This is a genomic window from Gramella sp. AN32 (assembly GCF_023718305.1).
Lineage (GTDB): Bacteria > Bacteroidota > Bacteroidia > Flavobacteriales > Flavobacteriaceae > Christiangramia > Christiangramia antarctica.
Genome location: NZ_QEYO01000005.1, coordinates 78,269 through 92,219 on the forward strand (window position 1 = coordinate 78,269; position 13,951 = coordinate 92,219).

At 37.6% G+C, this 13,951-nt stretch carries 12 protein-coding genes and 2 tRNA genes; 10 read left to right on the forward strand and 4 right to left on the reverse strand.

All coding sequences use genetic code 11. From position 1 onward, the window contains the following. Window positions 1-99: 99 nt before the first annotated feature. On the forward strand, window positions 100-1,992 hold the full coding sequence (locus DHD80_RS07570; RefSeq protein ID WP_251740557.1) for a T9SS type B sorting domain-containing protein: 1,893 nt from the start codon (window positions 100-102) through the stop codon (window positions 1,990-1,992). A gap of 3 nt (window positions 1,993-1,995) precedes the next feature. Here the strand turns inward: DHD80_RS07570 and DHD80_RS07575 are convergent, their stop codons facing one another. Beyond that, window positions 1,996-3,495, reverse strand: coding sequence for a transporter (locus DHD80_RS07575; protein WP_251740558.1), 1,500 nt, complete (start codon window positions 3,493-3,495; stop codon window positions 1,996-1,998). A gap of 71 nt (window positions 3,496-3,566) precedes the next feature. After that, window positions 3,567-4,709 (reverse strand): hypothetical protein, encoded by a 1,143-nt coding sequence (locus tag DHD80_RS07580; protein WP_251740707.1) that lies wholly within the window; start codon window positions 4,707-4,709, stop codon window positions 3,567-3,569. Window positions 4,710-4,817: 108 nt separating this feature from the next. Here DHD80_RS07580 and proS point away from each other — a divergent pair, with 108 nt between their 5' ends. The 4 genes from proS to rpsT all read left to right on the forward strand — a co-directional run bounded on the left by proS (window position 4,818) and on the right by rpsT (window position 6,861). Then, the gene (gene proS, locus DHD80_RS07585; protein WP_251740559.1) at window positions 4,818-6,296 is read left to right on the forward strand and encodes a proline--tRNA ligase; all 1,479 of its coding nucleotides are present in this window, start codon (window positions 4,818-4,820) and stop codon (window positions 6,294-6,296) included. A 78-nt stretch (window positions 6,297-6,374) separates the two neighbouring features. Continuing rightward, window positions 6,375-6,446, forward strand: a tRNA-Glu gene (locus DHD80_RS07590). A 65-nt stretch (window positions 6,447-6,511) separates the two neighbouring features. Next, window positions 6,512-6,583 (forward strand) — tRNA-Glu (locus tag DHD80_RS07595). A 29-nt stretch (window positions 6,584-6,612) separates the two neighbouring features. After that, a complete protein-coding gene (gene rpsT / locus DHD80_RS07600) occupies window positions 6,613-6,861 on the forward strand; it encodes a 30S ribosomal protein S20 (protein WP_251740560.1) in 249 nt (82 codons plus the stop codon). Window positions 6,862-6,921: 60 nt separating this feature from the next. Here the strand turns inward: rpsT and DHD80_RS07605 are convergent, their stop codons facing one another. Both DHD80_RS07605 and pepE read right to left on the reverse strand, forming a co-directional pair. After that, window positions 6,922-7,836, reverse strand: a complete 915-nt coding sequence (locus DHD80_RS07605) for a glutaminase (protein ID WP_251740561.1) — start codon at window positions 7,834-7,836, stop codon at window positions 6,922-6,924. A 1-nt stretch (window position 7,837) separates the two neighbouring features. Continuing rightward, window positions 7,838-8,542: a dipeptidase PepE gene (pepE, locus tag DHD80_RS07610; RefSeq protein WP_251740562.1), complete on the reverse strand. Its 705-nt coding sequence runs from the start codon at window positions 8,540-8,542 to the stop codon at window positions 7,838-7,840. A 121-nt stretch (window positions 8,543-8,663) separates the two neighbouring features. Between pepE and DHD80_RS07615 the strand changes: the two genes are divergently transcribed. The 5 genes from DHD80_RS07615 to DHD80_RS07635 all read left to right on the forward strand — a co-directional run bounded on the left by DHD80_RS07615 (window position 8,664) and on the right by DHD80_RS07635 (window position 13,921). After that, window positions 8,664-9,452 carry a hypothetical protein gene (locus DHD80_RS07615; protein WP_251740563.1) on the forward strand — a complete coding sequence of 263 codons (789 nt, stop codon included), beginning with the start codon at window positions 8,664-8,666 and terminating at the stop codon, window positions 9,450-9,452. A gap of 3 nt (window positions 9,453-9,455) precedes the next feature. Next, window positions 9,456-10,034: a carboxypeptidase-like regulatory domain-containing protein gene (locus tag DHD80_RS07620; RefSeq protein WP_251740564.1), complete on the forward strand. Its 579-nt coding sequence runs from the start codon at window positions 9,456-9,458 to the stop codon at window positions 10,032-10,034. Between the two features lie 243 nt (window positions 10,035-10,277). Next, a complete protein-coding gene (locus DHD80_RS07625; RefSeq protein ID WP_251740565.1) occupies window positions 10,278-11,030 on the forward strand; it encodes a carboxypeptidase-like regulatory domain-containing protein in 753 nt (250 codons plus the stop codon). 29 nt (window positions 11,031-11,059) lie between these two features. After that, complete coding sequence (locus DHD80_RS07630) at window positions 11,060-11,560, forward strand: DUF6702 family protein (RefSeq protein WP_251740566.1); 501 nt, start codon at window positions 11,060-11,062, stop codon at window positions 11,558-11,560. A gap of 60 nt (window positions 11,561-11,620) precedes the next feature. Then, entirely contained in the window at window positions 11,621-13,921 is a 2,301-nt protein-coding gene (locus DHD80_RS07635; RefSeq protein WP_251740567.1) for a M1 family metallopeptidase, read from the forward strand. The last annotated feature ends 30 nt before the right edge of the window (window positions 13,922-13,951 follow it).

Below are 13,951 nucleotides of genomic sequence, written 5' to 3' on the forward strand. Positions count from 1 at the left end.
GCTTTTTGCATTAATGGTCGGTAAAATTAATATAGGCTTGCAAAGATACATATTTATAAGGTTTTTGCGTTATGCTTTGTAGCTATCATTGCAGAGGAAATGCATAATATTTCATATTTTGCACCAGATTGGATTTGGGGAATGAGGATTAAAGAATTTTCTATTTTATTTATTGTTTATTGCTTTTTCACGATAAACGGTGTTCAGGCTCAGGGCGCATTATGCGACCAAATCGAACCTTTTTGCGCTGGGAATGAGCGATTAACTTTTCCCAATTCCAACCCGGGAAACAGTACCCAAAGTACAGGTGAGTTTGGACCCGATTACGGCTGCCTAGAAGAAACACCTTATCCTTCCTGGTTTTTTCTGAAGGTTGAGGATCCTGGAAATCTTGAATTTAGAATCTCACAATACGCGAATAGCAATGGCACAGGAGCGCCTTTAGATGTAGATTTTGTCGTTTGGGGGCCTTTTAAAAGGGATGATCCATTATGTACGAATTCTGCCCTAAGTGGAGGGAATATTGTGGATTGTTCGTATTTGCCAGATGCTGTAGAAATCATGCGAATCCCCAATGCTGAGGCAAATAGTGTGTATGTAGTGATGATTACTAATTTCGAAAGGATTCGGGGTTTTATAAGTCTGCAACAATCCAATACCGGCGGAAATCAGGGTTCTACAGATTGTTCAATCCTGGGAGGCTCCCTTGGGGGAAATGTTCCTGTTTGTGGTGAGACTGAATATACCTTAGATGGTACTACAGATGAAGCTGATTTATACCAATGGTATATATTTAACGAGAATACGGGTAATTTCGACATTATCCCGGGAGCAGATAATCCGGTATTCACGGTTACAGAATCTGGGGTTTATCGCCTGGAAGTTATAGATACGTTTGAAGAGGTAAGTGCAACTGAAGATGTCACCGTTACCTTCTATGATAATCCGCAGGTAGGAGAAGCAAATGATCTTTTTATATGTGCGGAGAGTACTGAGACTATAGATTTAACTTCAACAGCATCAGAGCTTATTTCAGCAAATGCTAATCCGTCCAATTATACGGTCATTTATTATGATAATAATGAGGATGCAGAAAATGATAACAACGAAATTGAAAATCCGGGAGTGTATCCTTTCGAAAGTGGTAAGGAAATTTTTGCCCGTGTATTGCAGCTTGAAAGTGAATGTTTATCTCCGGTAACCAGCTTCCGGCTTAGTTCATTCGTTTTTCCTGAAATTTCTATAGACGAAAGTACCCTGGTATGTGTGGATATCAATGGAAATTTACAATCTCCCTTTCAAATTGGGACTAATATTGGTAATGATTATTCTTTTGAATGGACCGCCGGTACAGAAATTATTAGCACAGAACCTATTTTAAATATAACGGAATTACCTTCAGTTTTAAATTTTAATTTAAGCATTACACATATTCCAAGTGGCTGTCAAACAAGTTTGGCCACTCAGGTTATTCAGGTATCACCGCCTGAGAGTGTTAGTGTTGAGGTTTCAGGATCAGATTTTGGGAACGGTTACACGGTAAAAGTATTGCCAGGTGGAGGTCTGGGATTAGAATTTCCCGGCTATGAATATCAACTGGATGATGGAAGTTGGACTGGTAATGATTCTTTTAGAGATGTTCCCCCGGGTGTGCATACCGTAAGTGTTAGAGATGCTCAAAATTGCGGGCAAGTTACCAGTGAGCCTTTCTTTTTAATTGGTTATAAAAGATTTTTCTCACCAAATGGAGATGGTTATAATGATACATGGAACATCATTAGCGACAATAGTTTCCAGATTGAAAAGCTTTATGTCTTTGATAGATACGGAAAGTTGTTGAAACAATTGGATCCTTCAAGCAATAAAGGCTGGGATGGTACCTTTAATGGGGTTCCCTTACCGGCAGATGATTATTGGTTTAAAATACAGGTAAGGGAAAAATCAACCAATACCAGTAAAGAGTATTCGACTAATTTTTCCCTCATCCGTTAAAATTTACAATCCAAAACTCACCGAAAGAATTACCTTGGAAAGGTCTTTTTGAGCATAAATAGGAGTAGTTAGGCCGGTATTAAAAACAGGAGTCTGGCTGTCATATTCGGCATTACTGTAGGCAAGATCGATATTAATATTTCCAAAATTATAACCAAGTCCTGCACTATATCCTGTTAAATTCCCAATGGTAGTTTCATTTTCATAAGGACTTTCAACATAGCGATATCCGCCGCGAAGACTAACTTTGGAAATTCTATATTCAGCACCCAGTTTATAGGTGGAGGAAGCTTTCATTTCCGAAGAAATCTGGGCATTTAGATCCTGAAAATCAAGATCATTTTCTGGTCTGAATTTGGTGTTTGAATAATCTTTCAGGCTGTAATCGAAACTAATTAGCCCTGTTGTTCCGAACAAATAGGCTAAACTACCCGTTACCTGGCCGGGAGTTCTCAAGGTATATTCCGGATAAATGTTTATCACATTAGGAGCAACTACCACATATTCATCTAAGCTGCTGTTGGATTCCAGATATTCTGAAGTTTCTTCCCTAATTGTAAACCAAATTGGTGAATCATAAGTAGCGCCTATTCTGAAATTATCAAATTTGGTAATTCCTCCAAGCTGAAATGAAAATCCTTCGCCATTTGCGGCAAGAGAATTTCCAAAATAGACTTCAGTAGTTTCACTTCCAGAGTTATTGTTGAATTCACTAAAATCAAAAGAGCTTTCATAATTTATGAAATGGGAATTCAGGTTGAGTCCTAAATACAGGTTTTCCTTATACTGGGTACCTACGTTAAAGGTCAGTTTTCCATTGATTCCTGTAGCATATTTAGAATAGCTTTGATCGAAATTCCCCGGGGCAATTAATGAGCTGTATTGATTTTGCGAAGAGGCAGGATCAACATCTATGAGGTAACCCTGAAATCCCAATAATGCCTGCTGATATCCAAAACCATAGTTTTCACCAAGAAACTGATAGAGTTCAGCAATAGATTCCCCGCTCTGTGTTTGTAGAAGATCTAAGGGGACATCCTGGGCAAAATTCAGAAAATATTGATCTATAGAAGAATTTGAATTTCCCCTAACGCTAAAACTTTCATCATAATCATTCACTGTATTAAAGTTTAATCCAAGAGATATCTTTTTCCAGTTGCTATCATCAGTATTATTAAAAATAAAAACCCCTCCTAAATTCCCAATATCGAAATTAGAATCTTCATTTTGGTCTAAGCCACCATTAAAAGAATTAGAATAATCATTGTTTCTGTAAACCATACTTCCGGTGAAATTACTTGAAAGAAATACAGCTGAAGAAGCCGGATTTATGGAGACGGCAGACATATCTCCGCCTAATGCTCCAAATGCGCCGCTCATTCCCACAAATCTTGCAGTTCCATCTAATTCTGAAGATGAATATCTATAAGCGTCATTTAAGGTTTGAGCTGAGGTTAATTGTAAACTAAAAATTGTGATTAGTAAAAGGGCAAAATTTTTCATTCTTGTTGTTATTAAAAAACCTTACAGTTTATGATGCTGTAAGGTTTGATTCTTAATGTATTCATATTTTTCTATCCTCGACCTCTTCCGCTACCTCTGGAAGTAGAACCTGAACTTCTGGTAGTTGTAGAAGATCCTCTAGTCACGTTGCCTGAACTTCTTGTTGAGGTATTGCTGCTACTCCTTGTAGTGGTTCCGGTACTTCTGGTTGTTGTTCCAGAAGATCTTACGGTACCGCTTCTAGTTGTGCTGGGAGAATATCCTCTCGTGTTGCTACTTCTTGAATAACCTTCATAGGTACTTGGAGCACTTCTTCTTGAGGTACGTGTGTACATATTATCCCCACGATTATTGGTGGAGGTACGACCTGCAGTCGCAGTTCTTGAACTATAATCTGAACCACTTCGGGTATTTCTTATTTCCTGAATTCTTCTTGAATATGAACTACGGGTGTTAGATCGTGAATTATTGGCGTATGCTCTGGAAGAAACGCCACTCCTATTTTGTACCTGGCTACCTCTTCTGGTGTTATGATAGGCATAATTACCATGACCATTACCATAATAAGCATGATTTCCATAATAAGAATGGTAGGGATAGCCATAACCTGAATAAGGATAACCATAATTCCAGGCCCATCCTGCACCCCAGTAAGCTCCACCATAACCATAAGCCCATCTATTATACCCCCAAAAAGGAGAATAATAAGGATCATAGAAACCACCATAGCCAAAATTATAAAAAGGATATCCATAACCAAAGTAAGGATTTCCATAACCCCAACCATAGCTCCATGGAGAATAGAAGCCACCAAATCCATTATTGTAGATGTTAATGGTATAAGTGTCCGGATCTTTACCCCATGGTGCATTTCCCTGAACGTAAGCTACATCTCCACCAACATCAGAATAACCTTCGTAACCATCATTAGAAGTGTAGGAGTCAACATCGGTAAAGACATCTCCTTCAAGAATTTCTCCATACATATCTGCTTGTTGACCAAAAAGGTTCTGATAATAGGAATTATTACCATTTGGCTTGACTTCTGTAGTTTGCGGAATTTCCTGTTCCCATATTCCCGGTCTGCTTTCACCATATATACCATCTGCCTCGTAGCCGGAATATTGATAAGAACCGCAAGATGCTAAAGCCATGATCGCCACTGGTGCGAAAAGTAAGCCTAGCTTATTTTGAAAAAAGTAAAAAAGTTTCATCGGTAGTTCATTTTAATTGTTGGACACTCTAAAAATGGTTAGTTTTGCCCGAACAGGTTAGTGTGATTACGCCTAAAAAGATACAAGTTTTATGCCAAATTACAAGTAATGAGCAAGAATCTAACAACAAGAGAGCAGGATTATTCCAAATGGTATAATGAATTGGTGGTAAAGGCCGACTTAGCTGAAAACTCGGCTGTTCGCGGGTGCATGGTAATTAAACCTTACGGTTACGCTATATGGGAGAAGATGCAGGCGGAATTGGATAGGATGTTCAAAGAAACGGGACATCAAAATGCATATTTTCCATTGTTTGTTCCCAAAAGTTTATTTGAAGCTGAAGAAAAAAATGCGGAAGGTTTTGCTAAGGAATGTGCAGTGGTAACGCATTATAGATTAAAAAATGATCCGGAGAATCCCGGGAAGTTGATGGTTGATCCTGAAGCGAAACTGGAGGAAGAACTTGTAGTGCGCCCAACTTCTGAAGCTATAATCTGGAGTACCTATAAGAACTGGATCCAGTCTTATCGGGATCTTCCCATAAAAATAAATCAGTGGGCCAATGTGGTTCGCTGGGAAATGAGGACTCGCTTATTTTTAAGGACTTCTGAATTCTTGTGGCAGGAAGGGCATACCGCCCATGAAACCAAAAAAGAAGCTTTAGAAGAGACTGAATTAATGAACGATATCTATGCTGAATTCGCTGAAAAATTCATGGCAATTCCTGTAGTGAAAGGAGCGAAATCTGAAAATGAAAAGTTCGCCGGAGCTTTGGAAACTTATTGTATTGAAGCACTGATGCAGGACGGGAAAGCGCTTCAGGCTGGGACTTCACATTTTTTGGGTCAAAATTTCGCCAAGGCCTTCGATGTGAAATATGCATCGAAAGAAGGTGGTTTAGAATATGTTTGGGCAACGTCCTGGGGCGTTTCCACCAGGTTGATGGGAGCGTTGATCATGACCCATAGTGATGATAAAGGATTGGTGTTGCCTCCAAATTTGGCGCCTATTCAGGTGGTAATTATTCCTATATATAAAGGAGAAGAGCAATTGCAGCAAATTTCTGAAGTTGCCAACAAAATGGTAAAAGAACTTCGAGCCGTGGGAGTTTCCGTAAAATTTGATAACAATGATAATCAAAAGCCGGGATGGAAATTTGCACAATACGAGCTTCAGGGAGTGCCTGTGCGTTTAGCGATTGGACCAAAGGATCTTGAAAAAGGAACGGTTGAGCTTGCCAGAAGGGATACGCTTACCAAAGAATTTGTAAATCAGGATGAAGTGGTTTCAAAAATTAAAGCTTTGATGACTACAATTCAGGATGATTTATTTGAGAAAGCAAAAAAATTCCGCGATGAACATATCACGGCTGTTGATACCTTCGATGAGTTCAAAAAAGTGTTGAAAGATAAAGGAGGTTTTATCTCTGCGCATTGGGATGGAACTTCAGAAACTGAGAATAGAATTAAAGAGTTAACTAAAGCTACCATTAGATGTATTCCTTTCGATTCTAAAGAAGAGCAGGGAAAATGTGTACTTACTGGGGAAAAATCTGAAAGAAGGGTGCTTTTTGCTAAGGCTTATTAAATATTTTAATTTTTTTTCAGCAACATTTGTGGCATTAAAAAATAGTTGTATTTTTGCATCCGCATTTGAAATAAAAATGGTCCGTTCGTCTAGGGGTTAGGACGCCAGGTTTTCATCCTGGTAACAGGGGTTCGATTCCCCTACGGACTACTAAAATTTCTGCATTGAGTTGCAGAGGATGTTTAAGCAGGAATTCTGCTTTTGAAATAAATCATGGTCCGTTCGTCTAGGGGTTAGGACGCCAGGTTTTCATCCTGGTAACAGGGGTTCGATTCCCCTACGGACTACTTTTAAAAAATTAATAAACAATAAAATAATGGCAAATCATAAGTCGGCGTTGAAGAGGATTCGTAGCAATGAGACTAAGCGTCTTAGAAATCGCTACCAGCATAAAACTACCAGAAACGCAATAAAAAAATTGCGTGATTCTGATAAGAAAGAAGCAGAGGGATTATTGCCTTCAGTAATTTCTATGTTAGATAAACTGGCTAAGAACAATATTATACATGATAATAAAGCTGCTAACTTAAAGTCTAAGTTGACTAAGCACGTGGCAGCATTATAATTTTAGCAGTGTTCAATTTATAAGAGAATGCTTTCCTTAGGGGAGGCATTTTTTTATTTTTTAAAAAACTGAAACTCCTGTAAGCGTGGTCAACCTTTCCAGAGCTTTCATTCCAAGTTCAGAATTTCCTTTTTCATTTAGGATGGGACTCCAAACGGCTACGGAATAATTCTCCGGATGCACGGCAACAATTCCGCCGCCTACGCCACTTTTTCCGGGTAAGCCAACCTGAAAGCTAAATTCACCCGCTTCATCATAGAATCCGCAGGTTTGCATTAATGCGTTGATTCGCTTCACGGTCTTGCGTTTTAAGATCTTTTCATCGGTTTCCAGAATTCTTCCGCGGTTCGCGAAAAGCATAAAAGCTTTCGACAGTTCATGGCAGCTCATTTCAATGCTGCATTGGTGAAAATAAAAGTCTACAATTTTATCTACGTCACCTTTAATATTTCCCAGGCCTTTGATATAATTTACCAAAGCTAAATTTCTATAACCTGTAGCTTTTTCAGAAGCCGCCACTTTCAGATCAAAATCAATATTTGAATTTCCGGTGAGTTTTCGAACGAAGTCCAATAACTCCTTTTTTGGATCATCAAGATGGTCTACCAGAATATCAGCAATAACAAGTGCGCCGGCATTAATAAACGGATTTCTGGGAATGCCATGTTCATATTCCAGTTGCATTAAACTATTGAAAGGATCTCCTGAAGGTTCCACTGAAACCCTGTCCCATAGATCTTCCCCCATCAATCTCATGGCCATTGCCAAAGTGAAAACCTTGGAGATACTTTGGATGCTAAACTTTTCTTCACTATCGCCGAAGCTATAGTTCTCATGGTCCCCGCAATAAACATGCATGCCGAATTTTCTGCGATCTACTTTTGCAAGTTCCGGAATATAAGAAGCGACTCTACCGCGAACATCCCGGTAGCTCATTTCCTCATAAATCGAATTTAAAATTTGCTGATATTCCATATTAGTTTAAATGACTTAGATCTGTGTCCGTACTAACTTCTTCCGGCTGTTTATCCTTCCTGAAAATTCTGGCTTCCAAATCACCCTTCAAAATTATTTGATCTTTTCTTGCTTCAAGCCAGCTTCCTTCTCGTAAACCCACAACCGGTTGCGAATTTATAGCATGAAATTCATGGATTCGGGTCTCTCTTGTCTCGCCTTTATGCGTAGAACCTGGATCTGGATCGAGGTAATGCGGATTGATATTAAAAGGAATAATCCCTAAAGTTTTAAAACTGGAAGGATAGACAATAGGCATATCGTTAGTAGTTTGCATGGTCAGACCGGCAATATTGGTACCGGCACTGGTGCCCATATATGGCATTCCCTCGCGAATCTTATCCCGTAAAACATTCATGACCCCGTTTCTATATAATTCTGAAACCAATAAAAATGTATTTCCGCCTCCGGTAAACACCCCTTCAGCATTTTCGATGGCTGCAATTGGATCTTTAAATTCATGAATTCCTTTCAATTCAATACCATATTTAAGAAATGCTTCGGAAGCTTTTTCAGTATATTCTTCATACGTTATTCCGCCAGGCCGGGCATATGGTATAAAGATCACCTCTTTTGAATCTTTAAATAAGTTTGAAATTTCCTTTTCAAGATATTCCAGATACTGTTGATTGTGCAGGGTTGAAGTACTCGCTAAAAGTGCGTTCATGGAAAAGATTTAGCGTAAAAGTACCTAATTACGCGCTTTATATGAAGAATTTTGGGTGTTCATAGGCGAAAACTATGTTTTAGTTCGTTATGTTAATCAACCTACTTACTAACCATCCGTTTTGTTGAAGAAAATCAAATATTTAATTCTGCTAATTTTTATTAGCAATGCTGCAAATTATCTCCATGCGCAGGAAGAAATAATGCTGGAAGGCAGGATCATTTCAGACAGTCTTGTGCCTCAAAGTGTAAATGTTGTAAACCTTAATATTGAAAAAGGAAGTTTGAGCAAAGAGGATGGAAGTTTTCAAATTCCTGTGCGGGTTAACGACAGCATACTTTTTTCTTCCCTTCAATTTGAAACCAGGATCATTGTAATTTCCGAAGAGATCTTTGAAAAGAAAAATCTGGTCATGAGAGTGTACCCTAAAATGAATGAATTGGATGAGATTAGGATTAGTGATATAAAACTTACGGGAAATTTGGGTGAGGATATCCAGCAAATTAAAACCTTTAAACGAGAAATGTATGGCATCCCCGAGAATACAGTGCCAATTTCTCAAAATGAACGCATGATGTACACGGCTACACATTCCGCTGGTGGAATTCCTTTAGATCTTCTTTTAAATACTATCAACGGGAAAATTAATATGCTGAAAAAGGTTAGAAAAAACGATGTTCTTTCCAAATATGCTGAGCGTGGTTTAAATACTGCAGGAATTAGTTTTTTTGTAAATGATCTGGGGATCGAAAATGATGAGGTGATCAATTACCTCTATTACTGTGCAGAAAAACCAGAATTTCGCCACTTAATTGATGTAAAAGATGTTTTTGGGATCCTGCAATTTTATTCTGAAAACCTAGCGGGGTTTGAACAGTTGAGGAATGGGAAAAATGATCCCGAAAATTGATCTATGCGTGTTTTAATATCCATGCTGGTTTGCCTGTTTTTTATCTGCCAGCCGGAAACTTTAAAAGCCCAGGAAAGGCAAATCATTACCGGCAAAATTATAGTCGATTCTATTTCGCGGGAAGGTATTCATGTGATTAATCTAACATCAGAAATTGGAACAACGACTGATAAGAATGGGAATTTCAAAATTCCAGTAAACTTAAAAGATACCCTTTATTTTTCCTCCCTTCAATTTGAAAATCGAAATTATGTTTTACAAACTGAAGATTTAAGAAGATTGTACATTGAGGTGAGGCTGGAGAAGAAATTCAATGAATTGGAGGAGGTGAATATAGATAATATAAAATTGAGCGGATATCTTGACAATGATCTTTCGAAAATTAAGTTTTTCGATAGGGAGAAACACCATATCCCGTATCCTGAAAAGAATATAAGCCAGACCGAAAGAAGAATTTTTACGGCAACTACTGGCCCGGGTGGACAAAAACTTACCGTATTTTCCATATTATCAGGAACTATCCCATTTGATCCAATAATTAATGGGATTTCAGGCAAAACAAAATATTTAAAAGAACTTTGATAAACAGGACAAATTAGAGTTAAGCATACAAAAACAAATAAATTATTTAGGAACAAGTTTTTTTCTTCAGGAAATGGGGCTTCCGGAAACAGAAATAGCGAATTTTCTTTATTACTGTGCAGAGAAACCTGAGTTTAGATATTTGCTCAAGATCAATGATATTATAGGTATTCGCGAATTTTATGTAAACAATCTTGAGAGTTTTTTAAAGATGCGCAACGGAGAGACAAAATTTGAAAATGAATGATTTTTAGGAGGATATTAGTGTTTTTTTTATTGCTTCAGCCATTCATTCTTTTTGCACAGGAAAGACAAATTATTACCGGCGAAATTATAGCTGATTCTGTCTCCAGGCAGGGCATTCATGTAATCAACTTAACTTCGGAAAAGGGAACAACTTCTGATAAGAATGGAAGATTCAAAATTCCCGTAGGATTAAAAGATTCTTTATACTTTTCATCTGTACAACTGGAAAATAAAAATTATGTGATTCATCAAAAGGATTTACAGCCCCAATTGTTAAGAATTGTTTTACTCCCAAAATTCAATGAACTGGAAGAAATTAATCTGGATGATATTCGGCTTTCCGGGGTACTTTCAAAAGATATTGATAAATTACCCAAATTTATTTATGAAAAACTGGGAATTCCTTTTCCGGAGCAAAGACGTTCCAGTCTTGAACTTGCCGTAAATTCAGCGAGTGCAGATCCCATCAGTTTGCTGCTTAATACCCTTAATGGAAATATTAAGGAAATAAAAAAGGCCTTAGAAAATTCAGAAAAAGGCAAACTGGCGATCGAAGCATTCGAGATGTTATCACCTTCCATATTCCTGAACGAATATGGTATTGCAGAAATTGACGGGCTCAATTTTATGTATTTTTGTCAGAAATATCCCCAGTTTAAAGAGGTGGTTCATAAGAACAATGCTTTAATTCTTATGGAATATCTGCATACAAAAATTGATGGATTTAAAAACTGGAGAGGTTTGGACTAAATATTGCTATTTACAGGAAAATTGAAAGAATGAAAAGAATTGTTGTGCTGCTTTGTATGGTTTTTACCTTGTTTTCCTTTAAAACGATAGACCATGAATCTTATTTAAGCGTTACTGAAATTGAATATCGTGAAGATTTACATGATGTTCAAATTATCTCCCGGGTTTTTTTAAATGATTTTGAAGATGTTTTAACTAAGCGATATGCCCAGGAAATCAGCCTTTCTAATGAGGGGGATCTAAAAAAAAACAAAGATGTTTTAGAAAAATATCTCCAAAACAAATTGTTCATTGAAGTAGATAACAAAAAGTTAGATCTACATTTTCTTGGAAGTAAATATGATGCAGATCAACTCGTTCTTTTTATTGAAGTGAAGGATGTAAATTCCTTTAAAAAAGTGAAAGTCGAAAACCTTATTCTCACCGATCTTTTCGACGCTCAAAAGAATATTGTACATGTGAAGAGAGGTAAAAAAATTGAAAGTATGCTTCTTATGAAAGAAACCGGGGCGCAACTGGCATCTTTTTAAACTTCAATTCTTTCTAAAGATAAATTAGATTATTTTAGCAATCCTAAAAATATATTTTAAATGAAGAGATTAAACATTGTATGCTCCATGTTCATGATGTTCTTTTTCGTTGGGCTTTCCGCTCAAGATACAGAACAGCAGGAGCCAAAGCAGGAAGGTCACACCAACCAAAACAAATTCCGCCAGATGTACATGGAATTTGCAACTCCTAATCAATATAGAACTGCTTCAGGTGCTCCGGGACCTTCTTATTATCAGAATGAAGCCGATTATAAAATGGACATTGTGCTGGATGATAAAAATTCAGTAATAAAAGGTGAAGAGACAATTACCTACCATAATAATTCTCCGCAGGACCTTGAATATCTTTGGGTTCAGTTAGACCAAAATATTAGAAAAAAAGATTCTCCTTCTTTAATTAAAGATGGCGAGGGAATGGCTCCGGCAACTACTCCGGAAAGATTTGCCAGTACTTATTTACAGGAACCTTTTGATGGCGGTTTTAATATTGAAAAAGTCGCTGCTAATGGGAAGGATTTAAAATATACCATTCATGAGACCATGATGCGTATAGATATGCCCCAGCCTTTAAAAGCAGGTGAAAGCTATGTTTTTGATATCAAATGGAATTATAATGTGAACAATCACGTGACGAATAGGGCGCGTTCCGGTTATGAATTTTTTCCTGAAGACGGGAACAAAGCGTATGTGATCGCTCAGTTCTTTCCAAGAATGGCGGTTTATAACGATGTTGAAGGGTGGCAAAATATGCAATTTTGGGGAAGTGGTGAGTTTGCTTTACCTTTTGGGGATTATGAAGTGAATATCACCGTACCGGCAGACCACATCATGGAAGCTACCGGGGAACTTCAGAATAGAAAAGATGTCTACACTAAAGACATGATGAAACGATATGACCAGGCAAAAAAATCTTATGATAAACCTGTGATCATTCGTACTCAGGAAGAAGCGGTTGCTGCTGAAAAAGGTTTTTCTGAAAAGACCCATACCTGGAAATATAAAGCTGAAATGGTTCGTGACTTTGCGTTTTCAACTTCAAGAAAATTTATAGTTGATATGATGGCGACAGATGTAATGGGTAAAGATGTTATGGCTGTTTCCGTATATCCAAAAGAAGGAAATCCTCTTTGGGAAGAATGGTCTACCAGAGCGGTTGCCAGTACTTTAAAGAGTTATTCAGACCATACCTTCCAGTATCCTTATCACAAAGCAGTCTCTGTACATGCTAAAAATCAAGGAATGGAATATCCCATGATTTGCTGGAATTATGGTCGTCCTGATGAAGATGGAAGTTATAATGATCGTACAAAATTTGGGATGATAAGTGTGATTATTCATGAAGTTGGACATAACTTTTTTCCCATGATCGTAAACTCAGACGAGCGCCAGTGGGGTTGGATGGATGAAGGGATCAATACTTTTGTTCAATATATGGCAGAGCAGGAATTTGGGGAAGCCTATCCTAATGCAATCCCGGGATTAGATGCTTATCCTTCCAGAAGGGGACAACCCAATAAAATTGTGCCTTACATGAAAGGGAACCAGGATTATATTTCGCCAATTATGGCCAATCCAGAAGAAGTTTTTCAGTTAGGAAATAACGCCTATGGCAAACCTGCCACTGCGCTTAATATTCTTAGAGAAACTGTTCTTGGAAGGGAATTGTTTGATTACGCTTTTCACACCTATTCTCATAGATGGATGTTTAAACACCCAACTCCTGAAGACTTTTTCCGTACGATGGAAGATGCTTCGAGCGTTGACCTTGACTGGTTCTGGAGAGGTTGGTTCTATACGACAGATAATGTTGATATAGGAATCAAAGAAGTGAATAAATATTATGTTACGGATACTCCTACAGAAGCTGGTACAGAAATGCTAAAGCGATATGGTGCGAATCCCGAAGAAATAAAAGCCCTTTATGTGGTTACTGAAGATGACGCCTCTTTTAAACCTGAAATGAAAGATCAGGCTTTAATGGATAATCCAACGTTGAATCAATATATGATGGATAACTTCAGCGAAGAGGAAAGAAAGAACATCAAGGCTCCTAAGTATTTTTATCAGGTTGTTTTTGAAAAACCGGGAGGTTTGGTAATGCCATTGATTGTTGAGCTTACCTATGCTGATGGTTCTAAAGAAAAAAGAACATATCCAGTTCAAATTTGGAGAAAAAATGATGATGTGGTTAGTAAAGTAATTCCGTCTAATAAAGAAATTACCAATATAACTATAGATCCAGACCTGGAAACTGCTGATGTTAATGTAGATAACAACAGCTGGCCTAAATCTCAAAATAAGAGTGAGTTTGATGAATTTAAGGAAGATGCTCAGGACTAATTATAGTCAATAAATATTTAAGCCGACTTT

What these genes read in the sequence shown, in the direction of transcription:
- DHD80_RS07570 (WP_251740557.1), top strand. Translation starts at nt 100, where the DNA reads ATGCATAATATTTCATATTTTGCACCAGATTGGATTTGGGGAATGAGG.
- DHD80_RS07575 (WP_251740558.1), bottom strand. Translation starts at nt 3,495, where the DNA reads ATGAAAAATTTTGCCCTTTTACTAATCACAATTTTTAGTTTACAATTA.
- DHD80_RS07580 (WP_251740707.1), bottom strand. Translation starts at nt 4,709, where the DNA reads ATGAAACTTTTTTACTTTTTTCAAAATAAGCTAGGCTTACTTTTCGCA.
- proS (WP_251740559.1), top strand. Translation starts at nt 4,818, where the DNA reads ATGAGCAAGAATCTAACAACAAGAGAGCAGGATTATTCCAAATGGTAT.
- rpsT (WP_251740560.1), top strand. Translation starts at nt 6,613, where the DNA reads ATGGCAAATCATAAGTCGGCGTTGAAGAGGATTCGTAGCAATGAGACT.
- DHD80_RS07605 (WP_251740561.1), bottom strand. Translation starts at nt 7,836, where the DNA reads ATGGAATATCAGCAAATTTTAAATTCGATTTATGAGGAAATGAGCTAC.
- pepE (WP_251740562.1), bottom strand. Translation starts at nt 8,542, where the DNA reads ATGAACGCACTTTTAGCGAGTACTTCAACCCTGCACAATCAACAGTAT.
- DHD80_RS07620 (WP_251740564.1), top strand. Translation starts at nt 9,456, where the DNA reads ATGCGTGTTTTAATATCCATGCTGGTTTGCCTGTTTTTTATCTGCCAG.
- DHD80_RS07625 (WP_251740565.1), top strand. Translation starts at nt 10,278, where the DNA reads ATGATTTTTAGGAGGATATTAGTGTTTTTTTTATTGCTTCAGCCATTC.
- DHD80_RS07630 (WP_251740566.1), top strand. Translation starts at nt 11,060, where the DNA reads ATGAAAAGAATTGTTGTGCTGCTTTGTATGGTTTTTACCTTGTTTTCC.
- DHD80_RS07635 (WP_251740567.1), top strand. Translation starts at nt 11,621, where the DNA reads ATGAAGAGATTAAACATTGTATGCTCCATGTTCATGATGTTCTTTTTC.